Origin of the sequence: Streptomyces axinellae, assembly GCF_039532135.1 — a bacterium.
Lineage (GTDB): Bacteria > Actinomycetota > Actinomycetes > Streptomycetales > Streptomycetaceae > Streptomyces > Streptomyces axinellae.
In genome coordinates this window covers 130,805-155,528 of sequence record NZ_BAAARJ010000009.1, presented here as the reverse complement: position 1 = coordinate 155,528, position 24,724 = coordinate 130,805, and the positions used below count along the sequence as shown (strand labels likewise).

Sequence of the window (24,724 nt, the reverse complement as noted above, 5' to 3'; positions counted from 1 at the left end):
CTCGGGGGAGGGGTGTGGTACCCGCGGAAGTCTGGCATCCCCCGCTGACAACCCGCTCGCTGACAACCCGCTGACGACGGCCCTCCCCGGCTGCCCCGGTCCCCCGGCAGGCTGCTTCCGGGGGCCCTGCGCGAAGATGGAGGGGAGCGGTTTCCCGAGGAGCCGCGATGTTCGGATTCGAGAGGTTCCCATGTCAGCGCGCATCTTGCTGGTCCGCCACGGTCAGACCGAGTGGTCGGTGTCCGGCCAGCACACAGGCCGAACGGACATCCCGCTGCTCGACGAGGGGCGCAGGATGGCGAAGCTGCTGGGCGAGCGGCTGCACCGCGCTCCCTGGAACGGCCTGCCGGGCACCGAGGTGCTCACCAGCCCGCTTTCCCGGGCGCGCGAGACCTGCGAGCTGGCCGGCTTCGGCGGCGCCCGCGACTGGGACGCGCTGATGGAGTGGGACTACGGCGAGTACGAGGGACTGGCCCCCGACGCCATCCGCGAGCGGGCGGGCCAGGACTGGTTCATCTGGCGGGACGGCGTACCCGGCGGCGAAAAGCTCGCACAGGTCGCCGGGCGCGCCGACGAGGTCATCGACCACGCCCGTGCGGCCGACCGGGATGTGCTCGTCTTCGCGCACGGCCACATCCTGCGGGTCCTGGGCGCCCGCTGGCTGGGCCACGAACCGTCCTTCGCCGCCCGCCTGCGCCTGGACCCGGCGTCCTTGTCGATCCTGGGCTGGGCCTACGGCCGGCCCGCCATCGACCGCTGGAACGACACCGGACACCTGGACTGACACCCCACCGCCACCCAGGACGGACGGGCCGCCACCCGTCACTTCGGGCCGGCGGCGGCGTCCCCGCGTCACCACCTGAACCGGTGACGGTCGCGACCCGGCCCCGTACCGGCGACGGCAGCGCCTTCCCGTCCGTCCCGGAACGGGTGACGACGAGCGCTCCGCCCCGCTAGGCCGTGGCCGCTTGACGGGCGAGGAACCCGGCCACGGCGGGCTCCCTGCGGAAGGAGCGCAGCCGCCCGGCGGCCGTCTCCAGCATGGAGCTGATCCGGGTGGACTGGACGGGCCCGAGGAAGTCCAGCGCGCGCGAGCCCGCCGCCGCGGCCTCCTCCGCCTGCCCCTGCGCCGCCAGATCCCCCGCCAGCTCCGCGGTGAACAGCGCCCGGTTCCGGGTGAAGTGGGGGTCCTGGAGGGCGACGGCGCGCTGGGCGTGCTCGGCGGCGCGCTCCCACAGCCCCAGGGCCGACCAGCACTGGGCCTCCAGGCCCTCCAGTTCGGCCTCCCCGAAGAAGCTCATCCACTCCGGATCGGCGTCGCCGGGGCCCTGCGCGAACAGCCGGTGGGCGCGGGCCAGGGCCTGCTGGCAGCCCCGCCGGTCACCGAGCCCCGCCCAGCCGCCCGCCTCGCGCAGCGCGAGCAGCGACATCAGATGGTGCGAGCCCAGCTGTCCGGCGGCCTGCTGTCCCGCCTGCGCCGCGCGGACGGCCTCACGGGGGCGCCCGGCGTCGCGGGCGAGGAAGGCCGTGTTGCAGAAGGCATGCGCCTCCAGCGCCGCGTCCCCCGCCACGCGCGAGGTGGCCAGCGCCTCGGCGTAGTGCGAGCGCGCGTCGTGGTAGCGGCCGGAGTCATGGGCCAGCCAGCCCACGGAGATGGCGAGTTCGCCGGCGCCCGCGTGCAATCGGTCGCTGACCGACTGGCGTCGGGTGCCCGCGTCCAGCAGTTCGTAGGCGGCGCGCAGCGATTCACCGGCGCGCCGGTAGAGCCCGGCACCGCCGTGCCGGTCATCGAGCACCCGGATCTGGCGTACGGCGCTCTCGACCGCGCGGGCCTCGGGGTCTTCGGCGTGCGGCGAGACGGGACGGACGCGCCGGCGCGTGGCGGCGGAGGCGTGGGGGGCGGCACCGCCGACGGACGATGCGGCAAGGGCGGCGGGTCCGCCGGTCATGAACGCGCGACGTAGCACGTCGCTCTCCTCGTGGTTCTCGGGACAGTTCGCGAAGTCGTAGGGGGCGAAGTCGTAGGCATCGAAGTCGTGAGCATCGAGTTCGTGAGCATCGAGGTCAGGGGACTCGTGGTCAGGGGGGCCGTCGTAAGGAGCGGTGTGCAGGGCGAGTTCGGCTAACCGGCCCAACTCGTCGAACGCATCGGGCGCATGGGGGGCACCGGAGGCGTCGAAGGCGTCGGGCGCGTCGAACTCGCCGAAGCCGTCGAGGCTGTCGAAGCCGTCCAAGTCGTCGAGCGTCTCGATCTCATCGATGGCCGGGGCGTCGGACGGGTCGGGTCGAGTGAGCGGAGTGAGGGGAGTGAGGGGGGTGGGGGAGACAGGGGCGGGAGGGGGTGCGGGAGGCGCGGAGGCGGAGAGGGGCCGGACGTCGGGAGGCGCGGATGGTTCCTGCTGGGAACGGGAAATCGTGGATTCCCCGCAGCGCACTGTCGGTTGCCGGGGCGCTTCCCCTGGATCGCGCGCCCCGCGAACGCGCGCCGCGCGACCACGGACGGACTCCCGGGGTGCGAAGCCCATGTCAGTGAGTGAGTAACCCGGAAACATGTGCAGAAACACGCGCTCGTAGGCGTAGTTGGGACATCTGATTTCGCCGGCCTCGACACGGCCGATGTAGCGCGCGTCGCAGGAGACCTGTTCGCCGATCTCGCGCGCCGAGCGGCGCACGGCGGCGGCGAATTCGCCGGGTGAGAGAAGCCCTCTGAGCGCTCGGAAAGCGGTGTTCGGGCTGAGCTGCGGTCGTGGTGACGTTGGAGGTGACGACGCCATGGCCGAAACGTACAGCCTGTGATGAGCCCGACACCCTGAGTTTGGCTACAAACGGGATATCTCACCCCGCTTCTGCCATGAAACGCCATCCATCGCGCTGGTATGCCGCCGTAGCCCTTGACAGGTACAGGCGTTGGTCCTTGCACAGCGACCGCGGAGGAGCGTCCCCATGTTGGACACCGATGGAGGCATCGGCCCCCAGGCTGGGCCCTGTGACCTCGTGACCGTGCCGGCCCGGCACGGCCTGGAGGCAGTCGACATCCTCAGACTGCGCGACGGTGTCGGCCCCGTGCTGCACGACCACACGGGCGACACCCTCGGCTTCCTCGTCCCGCCCGGCACGGCCGACGGCTGGGACCTGCCGGGCAGCGCGTGCACCCAGACCTACCCGCACGCCTCCCGCGCCGTCCCGTCCGCACCGCCCGTCGCGGGCGCGGGATGGCTGGTCCCGCCGGAGGGCGCCATCGCCCAGGCCACCGAGCCCGCCGAACTGCGCGCCGCGCTCGGCGAGGCGGCCAGGACCATCGAGGCCGCGGGCCGCCGCGTCTAGCGATGGCCCCCCTCCAGGAGCGCCCCCCTCCAGGAGCGCCCCCCTCCAGGAGCGGCCCCCCTCCAGGAGCGCCCCCCCTCCAGGAGCGGCCCCCGTCCAGCGGTGGTGCCCGTCTAGCGGTGGTCCGCGTCTAGCGGAGACCCCCGTCCGGCAATGGGCCCCGCCCCGTCGCGGCCCCGGAAGACGGGCCCCTCGCGCGCGGGAACACGGGTGCCGGCGGATACTGGCCCCGTGGCACGGAACGGAAAGCGGCGGGGCGGGCGGCGGGACAGGGAGCCGGTGACCGCCGAGGTCGCCGGGGGCACCGCGCGGCTGGTCCCCGACCCGGACCGGCCGCGCGCCTGGACGCTGCTGCTCGACGGGGCGCCCCAGTCCCACGTCGATCTCGACGACCCCGCGCACCTCGGCTTCGAATACCAGCGCAGATTCGGCCATATCGCCGACCTCCTCGCCCCGCCGGGGCAGCCCGTACGGGTGCTGCACCTGGGCGGCGGTGCCCTCACCCTGGCCCGCTACATCGCCGCCACCCGCCCGCGCTCCACCCAGCAGGTCGTGGAGGCCGACGAGGCGCTGACCCAACTCGTCCGCGGCGAACTGCCGTTGGAGCGGAGCTGGCGGATACGGGTCAGAAGCGGTGACGCCCGCGAGGCGCTGGGGAAGCTGCCCGAGGGGTGGGCCGATCTCGTCGTCGCGGATGTCTTCAGCGGTGCCCGCACCCCCGCGCACCTGACCAGCGCCGAATTCCTCGCGGAGGTGCGGCGCGTGCTGCGGCCCGGCGGGTGGTACGCGGCCAACGTCGCTGACGGCCCGCCACTGCGCCACCTGCGGGGCCAGGTCGCCACCGTGGCGTCGGCCTTCGGCGCGTGCTGTGTGCTCGCGGACCCCGCCGTGCTGCGCGGGCGGCGGTTCGGCAACAGCGTGCTGCTCGCGGCCGACGGCCAGTTGCCGGTGGAGGAGCTGACCCGGCGCACCGCGGGGGACTCCCACCCGGGGCGGGTGGAGGCGGGCCGCTCCCTGGAGGCGTTCACGGGCGGCGCCCGGCCGGTGACCGACGCCTCCGCCGAGGCGTCCCCGCACCCGCCGGAAGGCACGTTCGGATAGCACGCGTTCACGTGGCGCGTGTTCACGCGGGGTGCGTTCGGACAGGGCGTGCCCGGGGCGAGCCGTGGGAGAAGGGCACGGGAAGGAAGGAGGCCGGGGCCAGGGGGAAGGGGGAGGGGAAAGGGGAGAGGGGGAAGGAAGAAGGGGGCGGCGGGGCTCAGCCGTTGAAGGATTCGACGCGGGGGTTCCCGTCCTCCCAGCGGCAGAAGACCGACCAGGTCGTGCTCCCGTTGGTGAAGGTCACCCGGATCCAGTGGGACTGGTTCCAGATCCGCATGTCCCAGCCGGGTTCGGGCGTCGCGGACACCAGCGTCGCCGAGTCCCGGCCCAGGTCGAAGACCGCCCGGCCGCCGGGCACCGTCGTGCCCTTCACCGAGCCCGTCGAGGGAGCGGCGCCCGGGGACGCCGGGGGTGTGGGGGTCCTGGAGGAGCGGGGCCGGTCCGTTTCCTTGTCCGGCTTCCTGGTGGGGGTGTCGGAGGGGCCGGGCGAGGGGGAGCGCGGCCGGGGGCGGTGGGTGGAGGAGGACCGCGGGTCGGCGTGCGGGTCGGGCGTGCCGGACACGGGCAGGGCGCGCGGTGGATCGTAGGAGGTGCCGGACAGCACCGTGTGGACGCCGCACCAGGAGAGCGTGACGGCCGCACCCGTGGCCAGCGTCCACGCTCCCGCGTGCACCCAGGGCGGGCGCAGGAGTCGTCGGAGGGGGTGCATCCCCGCAGCCTAGATTGCGCGGGCATGCCGTACGGTGCCGCCCATGGCAAGTGTGCTCGTGGTCGAGGACGACCAGTTCGTGCGCTCGGCGCTCATCCGGCACCTCAGCGATGCCGCCCACACGGTCCGCAGTGTGGGTACGGCTCTTGAAGCGCTGCGCGAGGTCGCGCAGGTGGGTTTCGATGTCGTCATTCTCGATCTCGGGCTGCCGGATCTGGACGGCGCAGAGGCGCTGAAGATGCTGCGCGGGATCACGGATGTCCCCGTGATCATCGCCACCGCGCGGGACGACGAGACGGAGATCGTCCGGCTGCTCAACGCGGGCGCCGACGACTACTTGGTCAAGCCGTTCTCCGTGGCGCACCTCTCGGCCCGGATGGCGGCCGTGCTGCGCCGGACGCGGGGCGCGGAGCCCGGCACGGGCGGGGGCGAGCGGGTGCTGCGGGTGGGCGGGCTCGCCATCGACCCGCTGCGCCGCCAGGCCGAACTGGACGGGGTGTTACTGGACCTGACGCGCCGGGAGTTCGACCTGCTGGCCTTTCTCGCGCGCCGCCCCGGGGTCGTCGTCCCGCGCCGGGAGTTGCTGGCCGAGGTGTGGCAGCAGTCGTACGGGGATGACCAGACCATCGACGTTCATTTGTCATGGCTGCGGCGAAAATTGGGTGAAACGGCCGCCAGTCCGCGCTATCTGCACACCCTGCGCGGCGTCGGCGTCAAGCTGGAGCCACCGGAGCGGGACGGGGACCTATGAGGAGCGGGATCCGGGCGGGAGGTGCCTGGTGAGAGGGCGGCCCCCGGCGGGCGGGGCGCCCTCGGCCGGCCGTGCGTCTCCACTGGGCGGGGCGTCTCCGGCGAGAGGCGGGTGCCGGACGGCAGGCGGGCGGCGATGAGATGGGCGCTGGTGAAGGTCTGTCTCGCCGTGACGGTGATGGTGGTCGTGGCCTTCGCCATTCCGCTCGCCCTGGTCGTCAAGGAGACCGCGCGCGACCGCGCGTTCGCCAACGCCGAGCGGCAGGCTTCCTCCATCGGCCCGGCCCTCGCGATCACCACCGACCGGCGGGAACTCCAGCGCGCCGTCGCCATCACCCAGGCCGGAGCGCACGGCAGGATCGCCGTCCACGTGCCCGCCATCAGCGGTGAGGGCCGGCGCGGCAAGGGCCGTGACGATGTGCGGGTGGGCCGCTCCCGCGCGCCGGCCGAGCGGCTGGCCACCGCCCAGCGGCGCGGCCGGGCCTCGACCGTGCACGTGCCCGGCGGCTTCGCGCTGCTGCGGCCGACGGCCGTGGCGGGCGGCGAGGTCGCCGTCGTGGAGATCTTCGTGCCCGATGAGGAGGTCACCAACGGCGTCGCCACCTCCTGGGGGGTGCTCGCCGCCGTCGGTGTCGCGCTGATCGTCGGCTCCGTCGCGGTCGCCGACCGGCTCGGCACCCGGATGGTGCGCCCGGCCGAGCGGCTCTCCGCAGCCGCGCACGCGCTCGGCGAGGGCAAGCTGGGCGTACGGGTGCCCGAGGAGGGGCCGACCGAACTGCGCTCGGCCGCCACCGCGTTCAACTCCATGGCCGACCACGTCGTCCAACTGCTGGCCAACGAGCGGGAACTGGCGGCCGACCTCTCCCACCGGCTGCGCACTCCGCTGACCGTCCTGCGGCTCAACACCGCCTCGCTCGGAGACGACGACGCCGCGGACCAGACCCGCAAGGCCGTCGCGCAGCTGGAGGGCGAGGTGGACACGATCATCCGCACCGCGCGCGAGCAGCGGGCCCAGTCGCCGGGCGCCGAGGTCACCACCGTCTCGGACGCGGCCGAGGTGATACGGGAGCGGATGCGGTTCTGGTCCGCGCTCGCGGAGGACGAGGGGCGCGAGGCGCGGGTAGCGGGCGTCGAGCGGCCCGTACGGGTGCCGGTCGCGCGGGCCGAACTGGCCGCCGCCGTGGACGCGATGCTCGGCAACGTCTTCCGGCACACCCCCGAGGGCACCGCCTTCTCCGTCGATCTGCACAGTGGCGGCCCCGCCAGCAAGGCCGTCATCGTGCTGGTCTCGGACGCCGGACCCGGCATCGGCGACCCGGACACCGCGCTGCGCCGGGGACACGGCGACGGCGGCCCCGGCTCCACCGGGCTCGGCCTGGACATCGTGCGCCGCGTCGCGGAATCGACGGGCGGCGACGTACGCCTGGGGCGCTCGGTACTCGGCGGCACAGAGGTACGGGTGTGGCTGGCCTTGCAGGACGCGCCCCGTGGGCGCGCCGGGGGCCATGGGGCGGGCCAGGTGAAACACCGGGTGCGGCGGCGCGGCAAGCGCGGCTGACGGCGGGCGGCAGGCAGCGGGCGCGGCTGACCGGCTCCGGGCGCGGCTGACCGCGCTCGGCCGCGGGCGGCGGGCCGCGAGTGGGGGCCCGGGGGCCGGTCGGTCGGTCGCTGGGCGGAAGCCGGTCGGCCGCGGGTCGAAGACGAGTCGGAGGCGGGCCGCGGGCCCGCCTCGGCGCCGGCGGAAGGCCGCTGTCTCAGGGGGCCCTTTCCGCGCCCTTAAGAGACCCATAAGGACGCCAACCGCTGCCAAGAATAAGGGGTTTGCCCTTTTCCGGAGCAGTAGCGTGCTGCTCGATCCCGTCCCCCCACAGATCGAGGCACCACAGCTATGACGAACACAGCGGGCCACCGTCGCCGCACGAGCCGCGGCGCGAAGCTGACCATGGGCGCAGCGGCAACAGTCCTCGTAGCAGGTGGCGGCTTCCTGCTCGCGGGCAACGCCACCGCGGGCGAGGAGGGCGCCGAGGCCCCCGAGGCGCAGGGCACCCCCTTCGCCCCGTACGTGGACACCTCGCTGCAGCCCTCCTACGACCTGCTCCAAAGCTCCGAGAAGAGCGGGGTCAAGGAGTACAACCTCGCCTTCGTGACCAGCGGCGGCGGCTGCGCCCCCAAGTGGGGCGGCAGCCAGGAACTGGCGGACAACCCCGTGGCCAAGCAGATCCCCGACCTGCGCGCCAAGGGCGGTGACGTCCGGGTCTCCTTCGGCGGCGCCAACGGCTCGGAGCTGGGCCTGGTCTGCGACTCGGCCGACGAGCTTGCCAAGGCGTACGGCAAGGTCATCGACACCTTCGACCTCAAGAAGATCGACCTGGACATCGAGGGCGCCGCGCTCCCCGACACCAAGGCGAACGAGATACGGGCCCAGGCCATCGCTTCCCTCCAGAAGAGCCACAAGGGCCTGGACGTCTCCTACACCCTGCCGGTCATGCCCGAGGGCCTCACCCCGCCCGGCGTCGCGCTGCTGGAGAACGCCAAGAAGAACGGCGTCGACATCTCCGCCGTCAACATCATGGCCATGGACTACGGCCCCTCCTTCGACGGCGACATGGGCGAGTACGCCACCCAGGCCGCCACCGCCACCCACAAGCAGGTCCAAGGCGCCCTCGGCCTGGACGAGGCCAAGGCGTGGAAGGCGCTGGCGGTCACCCCGATGATCGGCGTCAACGACGTCGCGGTCGAGGTCTTCAAGCCGGACGACGCCAAGCAGGTCAAGGAGTTCGCCGACAAGAACGGCATGGGCTGGGTCTCCATGTGGTCCGGCACCCGTGACAAGGCGTGCCCCGGCGGCGCCAAGGACCAGGCCGACCCGACCTGCTCCAGCATCGAGCAGGGCGAGTTCGAGTTTTCCAAGGCGTTCGTGAGCTGACCGGCCCGCCCGCCCCCGGCCGGGTCCCTCCCCCGTGAGGAATCCGGCCGGGCCCCCACTCCCGCCACGACTCCGGACGAGATTCCCGATTCCTCCAGTTCTGAGGACCTGACGGCCCGGCAGCAGCCACCGGACCGTCCTCCCGGCCGGTGAGCACCCACCGGCCCGGTAGGCGGGGCGCGACGGCCTTCCACCCCCCACACCCGTCGCGCCCCGTTCTCCGCCGCCTTCCGGCGCGCGGGGCCCGGAGCGCGGGCGGGCCCCGCGGCCGGTCAGCCCGCCTCCGGGCCCGCGCCCGCGTCCGGGTACGGGTCCACGTCCGGCAGCCTGCCCGCCGCCGCCACCCGCGCGTACCACAGCGCGCTCGCCTTGGGCGTGCGCCGCTGGGTGGCGAAGTCCACGTGCACGGCCCCGAAGCGCCGGCTGTAGCCGTACGCCCACTCGAAGTTGTCCAGCAGCGACCACAGGAAATAGCCCCGCACATCCGCGCCCCGGGACATCGCCTCGCGCATCGCCGTGAAGTGCTGCCGCAGGTAGGCGATCCGGCGCGTGTCGTGCACCAGGCCGTCAGCGCCTGGCACGTCCTCGTAGGCCGCGCCGTTCTCGGTGACGTACAGCGCCAGGTCCGGCGCCTCGCGGTGGTGGCGCAGCAGCAGTTCCGTCAGGCCCTCCGGATCGACGCTCCAGCCCATGGCGGTGCGCTCGCCCCCCGACTGGTGGAAGGAGATGTGCTCGGAGCCCGGCCAGGGCGAGTGCGCGCTCGCGCCGTGCCCGTCGTCCCGTACCGGCGTGCCGTCCGGGGCCGCCGCGTCCGGGTCGGGGCCGGAGACCAGCGTCGGGGTGTAGTAGTTGAGCCCGAGCGCGTCCAGGGGCTGGTGGATGGCGGCCAGGTCGCCGTCGCGCACACAGCTCCAGTCGGTCAGGTGCGCGGTGTCGGCGAACAGGTCCTCGTCGTAGACGCCGTGCAGCATGGGCCCGGAGAAGACGCGGTTGGCCAGCGCGTCGATCCTGCGGGCCGCCTCCAGGTCGGCGGCGGAGCCCGAACGGGGCCGTACAGCGGCCGTGTTGAGGCTCACCATCAGCTGGGCCCCCGGCGCCGCGGCGCGCACCGCCTGGGCCGCCAGGCCGTGCCCGAGGTTGAGGTGGTGTGCTGCGTGCAGCGCCGCCACCGGATCCGTGCGCCCCGGCGCGTGCACCCCCGAGCCGTAGCCGAGAAACGCGCTGCACCAGGGCTCGTTGAGGGTCGTCCACTGCTGTACGCGATCGCCCAGCGCCTCGGCCACCAGGTGCGCGTACTCCGCGAACCGGTAGGCCGTCTCGCGCGCGGGCCAGCCGCCCTGACCACTCTGCCCGCTCTGATTGCCCTGCTCCAGCGCCTGGGGCAGGTCCCAGTGGTAGAGGGTGAGGAACGGGGTGATGCCGCGGGCCAGCAACTCGTCGGCCAGCGCCCGGTAGAAGTCCAGTCCGCGCTGGTCGGCCTTGCCGCGCCCGGCGGGCTGGACGCGCGGCCAGGAGACGGAGAAGCGGTAGGCGGTGAGGCCGAGTTCCGCCATGAGGGCCACGTCCTCGCGGAACCGGTGGTAGTGGTCGCACGCCCGGTCGCCGGTATCGCCGCCGTGCACCTTGCCCGGCGTGCGGGAGAAGGTGTCCCAGATCGAGGGCGCCCGGCCGTCCTCGTCCGCGGCGCCCTCCACCTGGTACGCGGCGGTCGCCGAGCCCCACAGGAAGCCCTGGGGGAAGCGCACCTCGCCCGCCGGGGCCGCGACCCGCTCGGCGGCCCGTCCGGAGGGCGTGGCCTGGTCCTGAACTGTCATGGAACCGCTCCCAGTTGTGTGCAGGAGGAAGGGAAAGAGAAGGCAGAAGAGAGGGGGGATGGCAGAAGAGAGTGACGCGGTCAGCCCTTGACCGCTCCTTGCATGATGCCCCCCACGATCTGCTTGCCGAAGACTGCGAACGCCACCAGCAGCGGCAGCGTCCCCAGCAGCGCACCCGCCATGATCACCGACTGGTCCGGCACATAGCCCCGCCCGAGCCCGGTGAGCGCCACCTGCACCGTCGGGTTGTCCTGGGTGAGGGCGATGATCGGCCAGAAGAACTCGTTCCAGGCCATCACGAACGTCAGCATCCCCAGCACTGCCATCGCGGGCCGCGCCGCCGGGAAGACCACGTGCCACACCACCCGCAGGCTGTGTGCCCCGTCCATCCTCGCCGCCTCGATCAGCTCGGTGGGCAGGGCGCTGATCAGGTACTGCCGCATGAAGAACACCCCGAAGGCGCTCACCAGCATCGGCAGGATCACCGCCTGGAGCTGGTTGGCCCACTCCAGCTTCGCCATCGCCATGAACAGCGGGACGACGCTGAGCTGCGGCGGCACCATCATCGTGCCGATCACCAGCACCAGCAGCAGATTCCGCCCCCGGAAGCGCAGCTTGGCGAAGGCGAAACCGGCCAGCGTGGCGAAGGCCACCGTGCCGATCGAGATGGTGCCGGCCACGAACACCGTGTTGAACAGGGCCTTGCCCATGTTCGCGTCGCTCCAGGCGATCCGCAGGTTGTGCCCCAGGTTGCCGCCGAACCAGAACGGCGGAGGCGTGCTGGCCAGCCGCTGGTTGTCCCGCGAGGCCGCGATCGCCGTCCACAGCAGGGGCAGCAGCGAGCCGAGCGTGAAGACGAGGAGCACGGCGTGGCTGAACCACCCACCGCGTAGATGTCTGCGCACTGTCGTCACCGTCCCTCAGTGGCTCTTGCTCAGTCGTCGGGTGATCAGCCAGTAGAAGAGGCCGATCACGATCAGAATCAGGAACATCGCCCAGGCCACCGCGGCCGCCCGCCCCAGATGGAAGGCGAACCAGCCCTGCTCGTACAGGTACAGCCCCAGGGTCTGGAACTGGTGCGAGCCGCCGCCGGTCTGCGAGCCGCCGAACAGCAGCGGCTCACCGAACAGTTGCGTGGCGCCGATCGTGGAGACGACGACGGTGAACAGGATCGTCGGCCGCAGCGAGGGCACCGTCACATGCCGGAACTGCTGCCAGCGCGAGGCACCGTCCAGCTCGGCCGACTCGTACAGGTCATCGGGCACGGCCTGCATGGCGGCCAGGTAGATCAGCGCGTTGTAGCCGGTCCACCGCCAGATGACGATGCTGGAGACGGCGAACTGCGAACTCCAGGTGCCGTTCTCCCAGTCCACCGGGTCCAGCCCCACCAGCTGGAGCGCCCAGTTGGCCATGCCGTAGTCGCGCCCGTAGAGCATCGCGAAGACCAGCGTGGCCGCGGCGACCGAGGTGGCGTACGGGGTCAGCAGCGCTACCCGGAAGAAGGCGCTCCCGCGCAGCCGGTAGTGCAGCAGATGCGCCAGCCCCAGCGCCATCAGCAGCTGCGGGACGGTGGAGAGGACGCCGATGGTGAAGGTGTTGCGCAGCGCGTTCCAGAAGAACTCGTCCTCCAGCAGCCGGGTGTAGTTCTGCAGCCCGGTCCACTCCATCTCGGTCGGCCGGTGCAGCGAGACCCGGTGCAGCGAGGCCCAGCCGGTGTACAGCAGCGGGAAGAGGCCGAAGGCGGCGAAGAAGGCGAAGAACGGCGCCACGAACGCGTAGGGGCTCCAGCGCGCGTCCCACCGGTGCAGCCGCCCCGCGCGCGGGGCGCCGCCGCTGCGGGATCCCGCGCTCTTCCGCACGCCTGGCCCGCCGGGCCGCTCAGTCCTCAGCAGCGTCATCGATCTTCTTCGTCGCCGCGCTCCAGCCCTCGTCGGGCGACTTGCCCTGCTGCTCGACCTGGAGGATGCCGATGTCGCCGATGTACTGCTGGATGATCTGGTCCTTCGGACCGAGCACCACATTGGGGATGCCCCGGGCCGCCGCCGAGTAGATCTTGCCGATCGGCGCGTCACCGAAGTAGGGGTGCTCGGCGTCCTTGACGGCCGCCATGTCAAGGGCCTTGGCCGAGCTGGGGAAGCTGGCCTGCTTCTCGAACAGCTTGGCCTGCTGCTCGGGCGCGGTCAGCCAGGCGGCCAGCTTGACCGCCTCGTCCTTGTTCCTGGCGTTCTCCGGGACGGTCAGGAAGGAGCCGCCCCAGTTGGCCGGGCGGGGCGCGGGCGCCACATCCCACTTGTCCGCGCCCTTGTCGCCCGCCTTCTCCTTGATGTAGCCGAGCATCCAGGGCGGGCACACGACGGTGGCGAACGCGCCATTGGCGTACGCCTGGTCCCACTGGGTGTCGAACTGCTTGAGCTTGGCGGTCATCTTGCCCTTGACGGCCTTCATCGCCAGGTCCCAGGACGTGCGTACGGCGGTGCTCTCCTTGTAGTCGAGCTTGCCGTCGGACGTGTAGTTCTTGTGCGCGTACCCGGAGGCGGAGGCGTTGTAGAGCCCGGCGGCGCCGTCCATGAAGCTCACGCCCTTGGGCGCCTTCTCCGTGAAGCGCTCACCGGCATCGACGTACTTGCCCCAGTCGCCCGCCCACAGCTTGCCCACCTCGTCCCGGTCGGTGGGCAGCCCCGCCTTTTTGAACAGGTCCTTGCGGTAGCACACGCTCATCGGCCCGATGTCCGTGCCCAGGCCGATGACCTTGCCGTCCTTGGCGCGTGCCTGGTTCCACTTCCAGTCGAGGAAGTCGCTCTTGCGCACCCCGGGCGCGTGCGCGAGGTCGGTGAACTTGTCGGCCTGGACGGTCGCCAGCTCGTTGATGTTGCCGACCTCGGCCGCCTGGATGTCGGAGAGCCCGCTGCCCGCCGAGAGGTGGTTGAGGAGCGCGGGGTAGTAGTCCTCGTTGCGCTCGGTGGCGTTCTCCTTGATGTGGATTCCGGGGTGGCTCTTCTCGTACTCCTTGTAGAGTCCCGCTTGCTTGTATCCGAAGACGCCGAAGACGCCGACGGTCACGGTCGTCTTTCCCTTGCCGTCGTCTCCTGTCGAGGAACCGCTGCCGCCGTCCTCCGCGCAGGCCCCCAGGAGGGAGCCGGCAAGCACGGCCGAAACCCCGGCTGCCGTCAGGCGCTTCACGGGGCGTGAGCGCAAGAATGTCCGTCTGCTGTCGCGCATGTTCGCGTCCTCCCGAACGTACGGGTTGTGTAGGCGAAGAGTGCGGGGGGATATTGTGGGAGCGCTCCCAAAGTGATGAGTTGAAGACTTGCCGAGCCCCGGACGGGTGTCAAGACACGCGGCGCCAACTCACGTGGAACTGGTTGTAGTTGAATGATCCCCGGCCGCCCCGGCCCGGGGCGCCGACGGTCCGGAAGAGCGGGGAGGCACGATGGCAGCAGTGCGCGACGGGCAGGCCGGAGGCGGGCCGCCCACGCTGAGCGGCGGAACCGGGCCCCTGGGCGGAGCGCCGCCGCACCGCCCCACCCTGGAACAGGTCGCCCGCCGCGCCGGCGTCGGCCGCGGCACCGTCTCCCGCGTCATCAACGGCTCGCCCCGGGTCAGCGAGCGCACCCGCGCCGCCGTCGAGGCCGCCGTCGATGAACTGGGCTACGTCCCCAACCGGGTCGCCCGCGCCCTGGCCGCGGGCAGCGCCGACGCGATAGCGCTGGTCATCCCCGAACCGGAGACCCGCTTCTTCGCCGAGCCCTACTTCTCCGGCATCCTGCACGGCGTCAGCTCCGAACTGGCCCGCGCGGACATGCAGCTGCTGCTCACCTTGCTGCACAGCCAAAAGGAGCAGGACCGCTTCGCGCAGTACGCGGCGGCCCACCGCATCGACGGCGTACTGCTGGTGTCCGTACACGCCGACGACACGCTGCCCGACCTGCTGGCGGAGGCCCGGATCCCCGCCGTGCTCAACGGCCGCCGCTCCGCCGCCGAGCCCCTTCCCTACGTCGATTGCGACAACGTCGGCGGCGCCCGCGCCGCCGTCGCACACCTGATCGCGCGAGGCTGCGAGACGGTCGCCACCATCACCGGCCCCCCCGACATGTACGCGGCACGCTGCCGCGCCGACGGCTACCGCGAAGCCATCCGCGACGCCGGTCACCCCGAGGACGAACTCCTCGTCGCGCCGGGCGACTTCACCGAGGAGAGCGGCCACAGCGGCATGCGCCGTCTGCTGGCCGACCGGCCCGGCATCGACGCGGTCTTCTGCGCCTCCGACGTGATGGCGGCCGGCGCCCGGATCGCCCTGCGCGAGGCGGGCCGGCGCGTGCCGGACGATGTGGCGCTCGTCGGCTTCGACGACTCGGCCGTCGCCCGGCACATGGACCCGCCGCTCACCACGGTCCGTCAGCCGATCGACGAGATGGGCCGGGAGATGGCCCGCGTGCTGCTGGAACTGCTGGGCAAGTGGACGCCGGGCGCCGCCTACCCGGCCCCGCCCGCCCAGCCGGCCCCCTCACCCCGCCCGCCCGGCGCGGGCGACCGCACCCACCGGGTACTGCCCACCGAACTGATCCGCCGAGGCTCGTCATAGCCCGGCGCCGGGTGCGGGCCGAGCCGGTGGGCCGAGTGGCCGATGCGCGTTGCGTCTGACGGGGGACACAACGCCGCCGGGGCCATGTTCCGGGTGCGCGCGAGGCCCCCGCTGTCGTTTGCTTCCCTGATATGGCCCGTACAACGACCGCAGCCGTGACTGCGACAGCGCATTCCAGGACGAGGACGACGGGAACGTCGGGAACTTCGAGAACGGCGGGGACGGCGGGGTCGGCGGGGTCGGCGGGGACGTCGAGAGAGGGGCCGGGGAAGTGGGCGGGGGCGGATCGCCGGGCAGTTGTCGGGGCCTGCGCCGCGGCCCTCTTCCTCAGCGCGTTCGGCGGCCTCGCCGGCCCGGCCCCGGCGCACGCGTCCCCCGTCCCCCCGCCGATGCCGCCCCCCGTGGCCCCTGTGACCCCGGTGAGTCCTGTGACCGATGGAGCACCGGGCATCCCGGCGCTGCCCTCCATCCCGTCCCGGCCGTCCTCACCCCCGCACCAGGGGACAGGACCGGCCCCGGGCAAGGGGAAGGGGACGGAACCGGGAAAGGACCCGGGAAAGGGCCCGGGAAAGGACCCGCACCCGGGCAAAGGCCCGGAACCCGGCAAGAGTTCACCCCCGGGCAAGGACCCGGCCCCGGGCAAGGACCCGGCCCCGGGCAAGGACCCGGCCCCGGGCAAGGGATCGGAACCGGCCGGGAAGCCGGGCGGTGAGAAGAAGGACGACCACCCGCCCCGCGTCCCGGCCGGGTCGTCCTGGACCCGTCCCGTGACGATGCAGCACGTCCGCGTCTCCCAGCGGTACGGCGTCAAGGGCAACTGGGCGGCCGGCCACCACACCGGCATCGACCTCGCCGTCCCCACCGGCACCCCGGTCCACTCGGTCGGATCCGGCACGGTCGTCTTCGCCGGGAACGCGGGCGCCTACGGCAAGGCCGTCACCATCCGGATGACGGACGGGAAGTACACGCTGTTCGCGCACATGTCGAAGATCTCCGTCAAGGCGGGCAAGCGCGTGCACGCCGGCACCCCGCTCGGCCACTCCGGCAACACCGGCCGCTCCACCGGCCCCCACCTCCACTTCGAGGTACGGGCCAAGCGCGGCTACGGCTCCGACATCGACCCCGTCCGCTACATGGCGGGCCACGGCGTCCGCCTGCCATGAGCCGCGTACCGGGGCGTGGCCGGACCCGCACCCGGGGGCCCGCGGGGGGCCGAGGCCGCCTGCGAGAGCGTGTACGCAGCCGCCCGCGACGGCTCGTGCGGGCCCCGGCAGCGCCGCGCCCCCGGGTGGGGGCCGCCCGTCGCCGTCGCGGCAAGCGGGCGGGCCCGGCCGCCGCCGGCGCCCTCCTGCTGGCCGCCGTTCTCTCCATGACGGCGGACCCGCCGTCGGCAGCGGGCCTCTCCCCGGGTCCGGCCCCGCCCCCGGCGGCGCTTCCAGGACCACAGCCCCCGCCTGAAATCTCGTCAGCTCTCGCCCCCGCACCCGAACCGGGCTCAACTCCCGATCTGGACCCGTCGCCCCCAAGAACCCCGCCGAACTCATCGGCCTCATCGGATTCGCTGCCCTCGTCGGCCCTCTCCGCCCCCGCAGCCCCCTCGGCCATGTCGCCCCAGGCCCCGCCCACCCGCTCACCCCTGGCGCAGGGCGTCACCGCCACGCCCGAGGGCCGGTTCCGCATCACGCTGTACGAGGGGCATCACACCTCGGGCCGGGTAGTGGGGGAGGCCGACCTCAACTGCTTTCCTTCGGCGGGCAGTACCCATCCGCGCCCGGAGGAAGCCTGCGCGGCCCTGGCCAGGGTGTCGGGCGACTTCGCGAGGCTGCCCGCCCACATCCGCCGCTGCCCCCGGCCGGCCCATCCGGTGACGGTCGTGGCCGAGGGGACCTGGCGCACTCACCCCCGTGGCTTCGCTCACACGTACGCCGGTCTGTGCGCGGCCGGAGCCGAGAGCGCCCGCGTATTTGACCTGAGCCCCACCTGATCCGTCACCCCCGGCGGTCGCCCCGCAAACCTTGCGCGCCCCCGCATCCCCCCGCCCCCGCGTCCCCTTCCGGCCCCGCACACACGACCGGGCGGTCGGTGCCGCTTGCGCGACTCCGACCGCCCGGTTGACGGTGCCGGTACGGACGGCCTGGGCCGCCCCTCCGGTCAGCGGTTGGCGGTGCCGTTCCCGGAGAGCACCGGGATGTCGTCCACGAGGTGGGAGAGCGGCTCGTCGCCCTTGGCCTGGGTGGAGTTCTCGGTGCACTGCTGGTTCTGCGGGCTGGACAGGACGTTGACGTCCTGGACCGCGATCGGCACCAGGCCGACGAGGGCACCGGCGTTGACCTTGGCCGGCAGGCCGATGCAGGGCTTGTTCAGCGAGCCCTGGATGAGCTGGTTCTGCGCGCTGTGGTTGCCCTTGGTCGTGGCGTTGCCGTACGCGCTCTTCGCGCCGTTGCCGTTGACCGAGGTCGTGCCGGTGTCGTTCCCGGCGGCGAAGGCTTGCGGAGCGGCCACGGCGGAGAGACCGGCCAGCGATGCTGCCACGGTGGCGGCGGCCATCATCATCTTCTTCATCGAGCGAAACCCTTCAGGAGGAGGAACCCCCAGCGTGGAAGCTCCTACCTGTGCCAAACACGCCATTCGGCTGCGAGTTGCGCGCGATCACCCGAACAGATGGCGGTAATCCGGCCCACACGGCCGCGGGACCCCTTTTTCGCCCCGCGCGGGAACGAGAAAGCCCCCGCCCGGGTTTCCCCAGGTCGGGGGCTTTCTCGTAGAGGGTGATCGACGGGATTTGAACCCGCGACATCCTGGACCACAACCAGGTGCTCTGCCAACTGAGCTACGACCACCATGTCCGATGCTGACGAGAGATCCTCGACGAGGTCCTCCTCGCACCGGCCGATACGAGTGTACAGGGTGGGCGAGGGTGCTCGCGCACTCGTTTCCGGGTCAGGGCCGGGACGGGACCACGTGCTTGGCGGCGATCTTCTTGGCCGTGTCCGAGTCCGGGCCCGGGTGGGGCACGAAGACGGCCTCGCGGTAGTAGCGCAGCTCCGCGATGGACTCGCGGATGTCGGCCAGCGCACGGTGGTTGCCGTTCTTCTCGGGGCTGTTGTAGTAGGCGCGGGGATACCAGCGCCGGGCCAGCTCCTTGACCGAGGAGACGTCCACGATGCGGTAGTGCAGGTGGCTCTCCAGGGCCGGCATGTCCCGGGCGAGGAAACCCCGGTCGGTGCCCACCGAGTTGCCGCACAGCGGGGCCTTGCCGGGGTCGGGGGCGTGGGCGCGGACGTATTCGAGGACGCGGTTCTCCGCGTCGGCCAGCGTCGTGCCCCCCTCCAGCTCCTCCAGCAGGCCGGAGGCGGTGTGCATCTCGCGCACCACCTCCGGCATTGCCGCCAGCGCGGGAGCGGGCGGGCGGATCACGATGTCCACACCGTCCCCGAGCACGTTCAGCTCCGAGTCGGTCACGAGCGCGGCCACCTCGATGAGCGCGTCACCGGACAGCGAGAGGCCGGTCATCTCGCAGTCGATCCACACCATGCGATCGTTCATGCGCTTCACACTACGTGACCCACAGCGCTCAGCCTGCCCCGCGGCCTCGCTGGCCGGGTAGCCGGGGCGCATAGACGTCCGAGTCTGGTTTGCCCGGTTCTATGCTGTTATCCCGACTATTCGGGGCATTCCGGTTTTCCCGTGCCTCACGTCGCTGACCGTGCTCACCGCCCGCCTCGGCCCGCTCGCCGTGCTGGCCGGGCTGCCCGTACGAGCCGGCCTGGCCGTGGAAGCCGGCCTGGCCGTGCGGGCTGTGCTGGCTGGGGGGCGCCGCCTCGTTCCGGGCGCCGCGCTCCCTGCGCATCCGCAGTTCGCGCTGCTCCCTGAGATCGCGGGGATCCCGGTGCTCCCGATGCTCGCGGGATTCCCGTTGCTCCCGGTGCTCCCGATGCTCCGAGGGCGGGCGCTGCTCCGGCGGCACGCGCCCGGGCTCCGGTCTGGGCCCCCCGCCGGCTCCGGCGCCCGGCTCGGCGCCACCGGGGCCCAGCGGCCCGGCCCCCGGCTGCCCCATGTGCGCCTGGGACAGCCGCAGCGGGCTGTCCGCACCCTCCTCGCCGTCCGGCCGCCGAGCCCGGTACGCCGCGCGGTACGCGGCGGGCGAGGCGCCGAGCTGGCGGCGGAAGTGACCGCGCAGCGCGACGGGGGAGCGGAAGCCGCAGCGGCCCGCCACCTCGTCCACGGAGTAGTCGGACGTCTCCAGCAGGCGCTGCGCCTGGAGCACGCGCTGTGTGATCAGCCACTGCAGTGGAGCGCTCCCAGTAAGAGACCGGAAGCGCCGGTCGAAGGTGCGGCGGCTCATGTACGCACGCGCGGCGAGAGTCTCCACGTCGAACTGCTCGTGGAGGTGTTCCAGCGCCCAGGCGACGACCTCCGCGAGCGGGTCGGCGCCGATCTCCTCCGGTAAGGAGCGGTCCAGGTGGCGGGGGTGGCCGCCGGTCTCCTGGCCGCTGCCCCTGCGGGGTGGTACGACCAGGCGCCGGGCGAGGGCTCCCGCCGCCTCGGCGCCGTGGTCCGTACGGACGACATGCAGGCACAGGTCTATACCCGCCGCCGTCCCCGCCGAGGTGAGGATGTCGCCGTCGTCCACGAACAGTTCGCGTGGATCGACGTGCACCGCGGGATAGCGCTTGGCCAGCGTCGGCGCGTACATCCAGTGGGTGGTGGCCGGGCGGCCGTCGAGAAGTCCCGCCGCCGCGAGAACGAAGGCGCCGGTGCACAGCCCGATGATCCGGGCTCCCTCCTCGTGCGCGCGGCGCAGCGCGTCCAGTGCGGCGGTGGGCGGTGGCTGGGTGATGGAGCGCCATGCGGGGACTACGACGGTGCCGGCGCGGGAAATCGCCTCCAGCCCGAACGGCGCGCTCAGCTGGAGCCCACCGGTGGTGCGCAGCGGCCCGTCCTCGCCGGCGCAGACCAGCAGGCGGTAGCGGGGAACTCCCGCGTCCTGGCGGTCGATTCCGAAGACGGAGAGCGGGATGGAACTCTCGAAGATGGGACCACCGCTGAAGAGCAACACCGCCACGATCTCGCGCCGGCGGCGCGCGGCCAGCTTACGCGTCTCAACTGGGCCGTTCGTGGAGTCCTGGCTCATTGGAACTAAGCCCCCCTCAATCGTTGTGTTCCTCTCGGTCCATGCACATCCCCCGCTTTCCCCCGCAGCGAAAGCCAAGATCGAATCTACTGCGTCGGGTGAGGTGGGCGGTGCAAGTTCGGCACCCGACGTTATGTCGACAAGGCAACTTGGCGTGAAGCATTCGATCACGAAGCGTTTCACTCAACGCCTCTGCTGGGAAGTGCGCATGCCCTCTCTGCCCCGTCACCGTAGGGTGCACACCCGCAGGTCGCTCCTTTCGTCCCTGGTGACAGGGGGGTTGGGCGAGGGCGGTGACAAGGGCTGGGACTCGGCCTCAAGTTGGCCGAAAAACGGCGGAAGTCAGCTGCGGGATCCAGTCAGCGGCGGGGCGTGCGCCGGTAGGGCGAAGAGGCGCGTGGGCTCGTGGTGTGCCTGGTCAGCCCCCGACGCGCGGGCTACAAGACGGTGCGTGGCTCCGTGCGCCCGCCCGTGCGCCGTTGTGCGCCGCGACAGGCTGCGTTGCGCCACCGCTACAACTGGCTCGGACGGCGTCCTCCTCTGTGCGCACCCGAACCCGTACGCCCGTGCCGCCCCCGGTGCGGGAGCGCCTGCTCGGCCGCCGGCCGCACCTCTCCGCGCGCGGACCGGCGCAGCAGTGCGTGGCAGGCCGCGGTGACCGCGGCGAGCCCCGCCGTGGTCGCGAAGGCCCCGGCCGGGGAGGAGCCGCACATCAGCAGCACCACCGGTACGAGTGCGGTGCTGAACGCCGCCCAGCGCACCACGTCGCTCACCTGGTCGGGCGCGGCGCGGGTGGCCGCAGCGGCGCGGGTGACCGCAGATGCGGTACGTGGCGTGACGGGGGTGGCACGGGGGGTGTACGAGGTGGCGGGCACGGTGTGTTCAACGCGGCTCGGCTACCCCGGTCACTGGCTGCCCGGCGGCCGTCCGGGGGTCGTCCGGCGGGCAGCCGCGTCAAGGGCGCGCGTAAGGGGCGTAACGCGGCATTGCGCTGGGGCCCTCGCTCAGGCATGCTCCGGGTTCAACGCGCCACCGGTGGCGGCTACTCCTGCCTGGGCAAGGGGGGAGTGCGGCCGTACCCTTTGGGTAAGGGACTTGGGAAGACGATTCCCAGTCGTCATCCGTGCAGGCACCACCTGAATCCGAGAGAGCGCAAGCCGTCCGTCGTCCCTCTGCACAGAGGACTCACTTCGCCGAGACACTCATGGCAGGACACGAGATCCCTGACCCAGCAGACCGCAGGCAGATCGCCGATTCCACGGCGGTGCCCGAAGCGGCGGACGACGCCCGCCATTCCTGCGATCCGGCTTTCCAGCACGGCGTCGTGGTGGGCTTCGACGGCTCCATGTCGAGTGAGCGCGCACTCGCCTACGCCATCGGCATGGCCTACCGCTCCGGCTCCGGCCTGATCATCGTCCATGTGGCCAACCGGCTGCCGACCACCGTATGGGCGGGCTGTGAGCCGCCCGTCTTCGTGGACGTCCCCGACCACCGCACCGAAGTGCTCGGACTCGAACTCGCCTGCGCCGAGCACCTGTCGGAGGTGCCCTGGATCCTCGTGGAGCGCGGCGGAGACATCTGCCACGAACTGGAGGAGGTCGGCAGGGAGTACGCGGCCGACGCCATCGTGGTGGGCTCGACGCACGGCCTGGTCGGGCGCCTCTTCGGCTCCGTCGCCGGCCGTCTGGCGCGCCGCGCCCAGCGCCCCGTCATCGTGGTCCCCTGACCTTCCGCCCGGCCCGAGGTGCTGTCCCGGGCCCAACCCCGGGGCGGATGCGGGGACTTCGGGAGAAGGGCGCCGCGAAATCTACCCAGCCGTAGGGGTGCATTGTGAGCTTGTGAGGGGCATACCAAGAACACACGGGTGACCGTGAGCCCAAGGCGCGCTGCCGGGCGGGAGGTGACGGTCCCGTACGGCGGCCCACCCGCCGGCGTAATGGGCGACGCCGGCACAGGGGAGGCGGGATCCCGCGCGGTTGGTGGCCCGCGCGGGGTTCCGCCCATTCTCCGGCCCCTGTCCCGCTGTCCGGCCCGTTATGGGGCCCCCGCTTCTCCGCGGCCCCGTCTCACTCCACCGTGACGGACTTGGCGAGGTTGCGGGGCTTGTCGATGTCCCGGCCCAGCGCCAGTGCCGTGTGGTAGGCGAGCAGCTGGAGGGGGATGCCCATCAGGATCGGGTCCAGCTCGTCCTCGTTCTTGGGGACGACGATCGTGTGGTCGGCTTTCTCCTGCTCCTGGTGCGCTACTGCCAGGATGCGACCGCTGCGCGCCTTGATCTCCTCCAGCGCGGCCCGGTTCTTCTCCAGCAGGTCGTCGTCCGGGACGATCGCGACCGTCGGCATCGCCGGTTCGATCAGGGCGAGCGGGCCGTGCTTCAGCTCGGAGGCCGGGTACGCCTCGGCGTGGATGTAGGAGACCTCCTTGAGCTTGAGGGACGCCTCCAGCGCGACGGGGAAGCCGCGCACCCGGCCGATGAAGAGCATCGAATGCGCCTCGGCGTACTCCTGGGCGAGCTTGGCGATCTCCTCCTCCTGCGCCAGGATCTCGGCGATCTGGCCGGGCAGCCTGCGCAGACCCTCGATGATGCGCTTGCCGTCCTTGACCGACAGGTCGCGAGTGCGGCCCAGGTGCAGGGCGAGCAGGCCGAAGGAGACCACGGTGTTGGTGAAGCACTTGGTGGACACGACGCAGACCTCGGGCCCGGCGTGTACGTACACCCCGCCGTCCGCCTCGCGGGCGATGGCCGAGCCGACGACGTTGATGACCCCCAGGACGCGGGCGCCCTTGCGCTTCAGCTCCTGGACGGCGGCCAGCGCGTCGTAGGTCTCGCCCGACTGGGAGACGGCGATGTAGAGGGTGTCGGGATCGACGACCGGATTGCGGTAGCGGAACTCGCTGGCCGGCTCGGCGTCGGCCGGGATGCGGGCCAGCTCTTCGATCATCTGGGCGCCGATCATGCCCGCGTGGTAGGAGGTGCCGCAGCCCAGGATCTTCACGCGGCGCACGGCGCGCGCGTCGCGCGGGTCCAGATTGAGACCGCCCAGGTGCACCGTCGCGAAGCGGTCGTCGATCCGGCCGCGCAGCACCCGGTCCACCGCGTCGGCCTGCTCGGCGATCTCCTTGTGCATGTAGGTGTCGTGGCCGCCCATGTCGTAGGACTCGGCGGCGTACTCCACCGTCTCCGGCGAGGAGGAGGTGCGCGAGCCCTCCGTGGTGTACGTGCGGTAGTCCCCGGCCTTGATGGTGGCCATCTCGCCGTCGTCCAGGGTGACGACCTGACGGGTGTGCGAGACGAGGGCCGCGACATCGGAGGCCACGAACATCTCGTTCTCGCCGATGCCCAGGACGACCGGCGAGCCGTTGCGGGCCACCACGATGCGCTCGGGGAAGTCCGCGTGCAGCACGGCGATGCCGTAGGTGCCCTCGACGTGCCGCAGCGCCTCCTGGACGCGGGCCTCCAGCCGCTCGCTCTGGGCGCGGGCGATCAGATGGACCAGCACCTCGGTGTCGGTGTCGGAGACGAAGGTGACACCGTCGGCCGCGAGCTTGGCGCGCAGCTCGGCGGCGTTGTCGATGATGCCGTTGTGGACGACGGCGACCTTCTCGTCGGGGTCGAGGTGCGGATGCGCGTTCACATCATTGGGGACGCCGTGGGTGGCCCAGCGGGTGTGGGCGATACCGGCGGTGCCGGCGAAGCGCTTGGGGACGCGTTCTTCCAGGTCGCGCACCCGGCCCTTCGTCTTCGCCGTCTTGAGGCCGGCCGGCTTGCCGCCGCTGCTGCTCTGGATGGCGATCCCGGCCGAGTCGTAGCCGCGGTACTCCAGCCGCTGGAGGCCCTCCAGCAGAAGCGGAGCAGTGTCACGCTTGCCGATATATCCCACGATTCCGCACATACTGCTGATGCCTGCCTCTCGTCGTGCTGTGGTGCTGTCGCTCCGCCGTGCTGTGGTGCTGTCGCTCTTCTGGGGGCTGCTTCGCGTCGGTGGTCGCGTCGGCGGATGCCGGGCGCCGTCGGGTGCTCCGTCAGCCGTGGCCGGTGTGTGCCTCAGCCGTAGACGAGGCGGCGCAGCTGTCTGAGGGACAGCGAGGGCGGCGCCACGGCGCGGTGGGGCAGTTCGGCCTCGATACGGGTGAAGATCTCCGCATTCGTCAGCCCTTTGGCCTGTAGCTCGCGGTGACGGCGGCGGACGAACTCGGGTGCCGTCTCGTCGAAGTACGCCAGGACGTCCAAAATCACCCGGGCCGCCTCGCCGCGCTGGAGCGACGTGGTGCGGACCAGATAGTCGACGAGGTCGTCGTGAAGGGGCGTCCGGGCTTCGAGCACCCGACGATACTGCTGGCTCGACGACCGGATAGCAAGAAATCTGCCCGATTCCGGGCACGG

Annotated in this window: 22 protein-coding genes, 1 tRNA gene and 1 pseudogene; 10 read left to right on the top strand and 14 right to left on the bottom strand. The window is 72.2% G+C overall.

Features of this window, described 5'->3' with window-relative positions:
* Positions 1–190 precede the first annotated feature (190 nt).
* Positions 191–784 (top strand): histidine phosphatase family protein, encoded by a 594-nt coding sequence (locus tag ABD339_RS15585; protein ID WP_344566382.1) that lies wholly within the window; start codon positions 191–193, stop codon positions 782–784.
* 169 nt (positions 785–953) lie between these two features.
* Here the strand turns inward: ABD339_RS15585 and ABD339_RS15580 are convergent, their stop codons facing one another.
* Together ABD339_RS15580 and ABD339_RS33815 are read right to left on the bottom strand one after the other, a co-directional pair.
* Positions 954–2,234 (bottom strand): NsdA family TPR-like regulatory protein, encoded by a 1,281-nt coding sequence (locus ABD339_RS15580; protein ID WP_425575994.1) that lies wholly within the window; start codon positions 2,232–2,234, stop codon positions 954–956.
* 245 nt (positions 2,235–2,479) lie between these two features.
* A pseudogene (locus ABD339_RS33815) lies at positions 2,480–2,774 on the bottom strand (tetratricopeptide repeat protein); the annotation flags it as partial.
* A gap of 169 nt (positions 2,775–2,943) precedes the next feature.
* On the opposite strand from ABD339_RS33815, the gene ABD339_RS15575 reads away from it, so the two are divergent.
* On the top strand, positions 2,944–3,324 hold the full coding sequence (locus tag ABD339_RS15575) for a hypothetical protein (RefSeq protein WP_344566380.1): 381 nt from the start codon (positions 2,944–2,946) through the stop codon (positions 3,322–3,324).
* A gap of 231 nt (positions 3,325–3,555) precedes the next feature.
* Entirely contained in the window at positions 3,556–4,425 is an 870-nt protein-coding gene (locus ABD339_RS15570; protein WP_344566378.1) for a spermidine synthase, read from the top strand.
* A 157-nt stretch (positions 4,426–4,582) separates the two neighbouring features.
* Here ABD339_RS15570 and ABD339_RS15565 read toward each other — a convergent pair whose 3' ends face one another.
* Positions 4,583–5,134 (bottom strand): hypothetical protein, encoded by a 552-nt coding sequence (locus ABD339_RS15565; RefSeq protein WP_344566376.1) that lies wholly within the window; start codon positions 5,132–5,134, stop codon positions 4,583–4,585.
* 43 nt (positions 5,135–5,177) lie between these two features.
* Between ABD339_RS15565 and ABD339_RS15560 the strand changes: the two genes are divergently transcribed.
* The 3 genes from ABD339_RS15560 (at position 5,178) to ABD339_RS15550 (ending at position 8,810) form a co-directional block, all read left to right on the top strand.
* Complete coding sequence (locus tag ABD339_RS15560) at positions 5,178–5,885, top strand: response regulator transcription factor (protein ID WP_344566374.1); 708 nt, start codon at positions 5,178–5,180, stop codon at positions 5,883–5,885.
* A 135-nt stretch (positions 5,886–6,020) separates the two neighbouring features.
* A complete protein-coding gene (locus ABD339_RS15555; RefSeq protein WP_344566372.1) occupies positions 6,021–7,442 on the top strand; it encodes an ATP-binding protein in 1,422 nt (473 codons plus the stop codon).
* A gap of 330 nt (positions 7,443–7,772) precedes the next feature.
* Positions 7,773–8,810: a chitinase gene (locus tag ABD339_RS15550; protein WP_344566370.1), complete on the top strand. Its 1,038-nt coding sequence runs from the start codon at positions 7,773–7,775 to the stop codon at positions 8,808–8,810.
* A gap of 272 nt (positions 8,811–9,082) precedes the next feature.
* Here the strand turns inward: ABD339_RS15550 and ABD339_RS15545 are convergent, their stop codons facing one another.
* The 4 genes from ABD339_RS15545 to ABD339_RS15530 all read right to left on the bottom strand — a co-directional run bounded on the left by ABD339_RS15545 (position 9,083) and on the right by ABD339_RS15530 (position 13,843).
* Complete coding sequence (locus ABD339_RS15545; protein WP_344566368.1) at positions 9,083–10,624, bottom strand: glycoside hydrolase family 1 protein; 1,542 nt, start codon at positions 10,622–10,624, stop codon at positions 9,083–9,085.
* 80 nt (positions 10,625–10,704) lie between these two features.
* A complete protein-coding gene (locus ABD339_RS15540; protein WP_344566366.1) occupies positions 10,705–11,529 on the bottom strand; it encodes a carbohydrate ABC transporter permease in 825 nt (274 codons plus the stop codon).
* A gap of 15 nt (positions 11,530–11,544) precedes the next feature.
* Positions 11,545–12,522, bottom strand: coding sequence for a carbohydrate ABC transporter permease (locus ABD339_RS15535; RefSeq protein ID WP_344566364.1), 978 nt, complete (start codon positions 12,520–12,522; stop codon positions 11,545–11,547).
* On the bottom strand, positions 12,503–13,843 hold the full coding sequence (locus ABD339_RS15530; protein ID WP_344566362.1) for an ABC transporter substrate-binding protein: 1,341 nt from the start codon (positions 13,841–13,843) through the stop codon (positions 12,503–12,505). The genes ABD339_RS15535 and ABD339_RS15530 overlap by 20 nt, the downstream gene beginning before the upstream one ends.
* 211 nt (positions 13,844–14,054) lie before the next feature.
* On the opposite strand from ABD339_RS15530, the gene ABD339_RS15525 reads away from it, so the two are divergent.
* From ABD339_RS15525 to ABD339_RS15515, 3 genes are all read left to right on the top strand, one after another.
* Positions 14,055–15,206, top strand: a complete 1,152-nt coding sequence (locus ABD339_RS15525; RefSeq protein WP_344566360.1) for a LacI family DNA-binding transcriptional regulator — start codon at positions 14,055–14,057, stop codon at positions 15,204–15,206.
* A 428-nt stretch (positions 15,207–15,634) separates the two neighbouring features.
* The gene (locus ABD339_RS15520; RefSeq protein WP_344566358.1) at positions 15,635–16,369 is read left to right on the top strand and encodes a M23 family metallopeptidase; all 735 of its coding nucleotides are present in this window, start codon (positions 15,635–15,637) and stop codon (positions 16,367–16,369) included.
* A 440-nt stretch (positions 16,370–16,809) separates the two neighbouring features.
* Positions 16,810–17,190 (top strand): SSI family serine proteinase inhibitor, encoded by a 381-nt coding sequence (locus ABD339_RS15515; RefSeq protein ID WP_344566354.1) that lies wholly within the window; start codon positions 16,810–16,812, stop codon positions 17,188–17,190.
* Between the two features lie 167 nt (positions 17,191–17,357).
* On the opposite strand, the gene ABD339_RS15510 is transcribed toward ABD339_RS15515, so the two are convergent.
* From ABD339_RS15510 to ABD339_RS15490, 5 genes are all read right to left on the bottom strand, one after another.
* Positions 17,358–17,768 (bottom strand): rodlin, encoded by a 411-nt coding sequence (locus ABD339_RS15510; RefSeq protein ID WP_344566352.1) that lies wholly within the window; start codon positions 17,766–17,768, stop codon positions 17,358–17,360.
* A gap of 205 nt (positions 17,769–17,973) precedes the next feature.
* Positions 17,974–18,046 (bottom strand) — tRNA-His (locus ABD339_RS15505).
* A 100-nt stretch (positions 18,047–18,146) separates the two neighbouring features.
* Positions 18,147–18,752 (bottom strand): oligoribonuclease, encoded by a 606-nt coding sequence (gene orn / locus ABD339_RS15500; protein WP_344566350.1) that lies wholly within the window; start codon positions 18,750–18,752, stop codon positions 18,147–18,149.
* Positions 18,753–18,780: 28 nt separating this feature from the next.
* The gene (locus ABD339_RS15495) at positions 18,781–20,340 is read right to left on the bottom strand and encodes a helix-turn-helix domain-containing protein (protein ID WP_344566348.1); all 1,560 of its coding nucleotides are present in this window, start codon (positions 20,338–20,340) and stop codon (positions 18,781–18,783) included.
* 512 nt (positions 20,341–20,852) lie between these two features.
* Positions 20,853–21,215 carry a hypothetical protein gene (locus tag ABD339_RS15490; protein ID WP_425575993.1) on the bottom strand — a complete coding sequence of 121 codons (363 nt, stop codon included), beginning with the start codon at positions 21,213–21,215 and terminating at the stop codon, positions 20,853–20,855.
* A 329-nt stretch (positions 21,216–21,544) separates the two neighbouring features.
* Between ABD339_RS15490 and ABD339_RS15485 the strand changes: the two genes are divergently transcribed.
* Positions 21,545–22,066, top strand: a complete 522-nt coding sequence (locus ABD339_RS15485) for a universal stress protein (RefSeq protein WP_344566346.1) — start codon at positions 21,545–21,547, stop codon at positions 22,064–22,066.
* Between the two features lie 340 nt (positions 22,067–22,406).
* On the opposite strand, the gene glmS is transcribed toward ABD339_RS15485, so the two are convergent.
* Both glmS and ABD339_RS15475 read right to left on the bottom strand, forming a co-directional pair.
* Positions 22,407–24,233 carry a glutamine--fructose-6-phosphate transaminase (isomerizing) gene (gene glmS / locus ABD339_RS15480; RefSeq protein WP_344566345.1) on the bottom strand — a complete coding sequence of 609 codons (1,827 nt, stop codon included), beginning with the start codon at positions 24,231–24,233 and terminating at the stop codon, positions 22,407–22,409.
* Between the two features lie 152 nt (positions 24,234–24,385).
* Positions 24,386–24,664: a hypothetical protein gene (locus ABD339_RS15475; protein WP_344566343.1), complete on the bottom strand. Its 279-nt coding sequence runs from the start codon at positions 24,662–24,664 to the stop codon at positions 24,386–24,388.
* Positions 24,665–24,724: the final 60 nt, after the last annotated feature.